This window comes from Rhizobacter sp. P2_H2, from assembly GCF_056403375.1.
In genome coordinates, this window is record NZ_JBFUFP010001607.1 from 1 (window position 1) to 837 (window position 837).

Sequence of the window (837 nt, forward strand, 5' to 3'; positions counted from 1 at the left end):
GTGGCGTGGCACGGAGCCGCGGAAGGCGTTGCTGTGACCGCGGCGTCGGCAACGTTGGGGCTGAGCCCCGAGGCCCTCGACTTCGCGCCCGACCTGCTGGCGATCCAGGAGCGGCCTCCGGCGCGCCTGCCGCGGGCGCTGTTGCTCACCGTGGCGGCGCTGGTCGGGCTGCTGCTGGCCTGGGCCGCTTTTGCGCAGCTCGACATCATCGCGACGGCCGAGGGCCGGCTCGTGCCGGTGAGCTTCACCAAGGTCGTGCAGCCGGCCGAGGCCGGTGTCGTCACCGACATCCTGGTGAAGGAGGGCGACGCGGTGAAGGAGGGGCAACTGCTGGTGCGCATGGACGCGCGGGCGTCGCAGGCCGACACCGAGGCGCTGGGGCGCGAGGTGGCGCTGAAGAAGCTGACGCTGCGGCGCATCGAGGCCGAGCTGGCAGACCGCCCGCTGCTGCCGGGCCTTGGCGAGCCGGCCGCGCTGTATGCGCAGGTCGACGCGCAGTTCCGCGCCCGCCGCCAGGCCTACCTCGACGGCATCGCGCAAGAGGAGCAGACCCGGGCCCGCGCGCAGGCCGACCTGCTGGCCGCGCAGCAGCAGCTCTCGAAGATCGCGCAGACCCTGCCGAGCTACCAGCAGTCGGCCCAGGCCTACCGGCAACTGGTGAAGGAGGGCTTCGTCGGCGAGCTGGCCGCCAACGAGAAGGGCCGCGAGGCCATCGAGCGCGAGCAGGACCTGAAGGTGCAGACGGCCAACGTGCAGAGCGGCGCGCTGGCCGTCGCGCAATCCGAGCGCAAGCTGGCGGCGCTGCGCTCGCAGTACCGCTCGCAGCTGGAGAACGAG

Annotated in this window: 1 pseudogene; it reads left to right on the top strand. The window is 72.9% G+C overall.

The window, feature by feature from the left end:
- Positions 1-33: 33 nt before the first annotated feature.
- Positions 34-837, top strand: a pseudogene (locus AC1D15_RS35055) (HlyD family type I secretion periplasmic adaptor subunit); the annotation flags it as partial.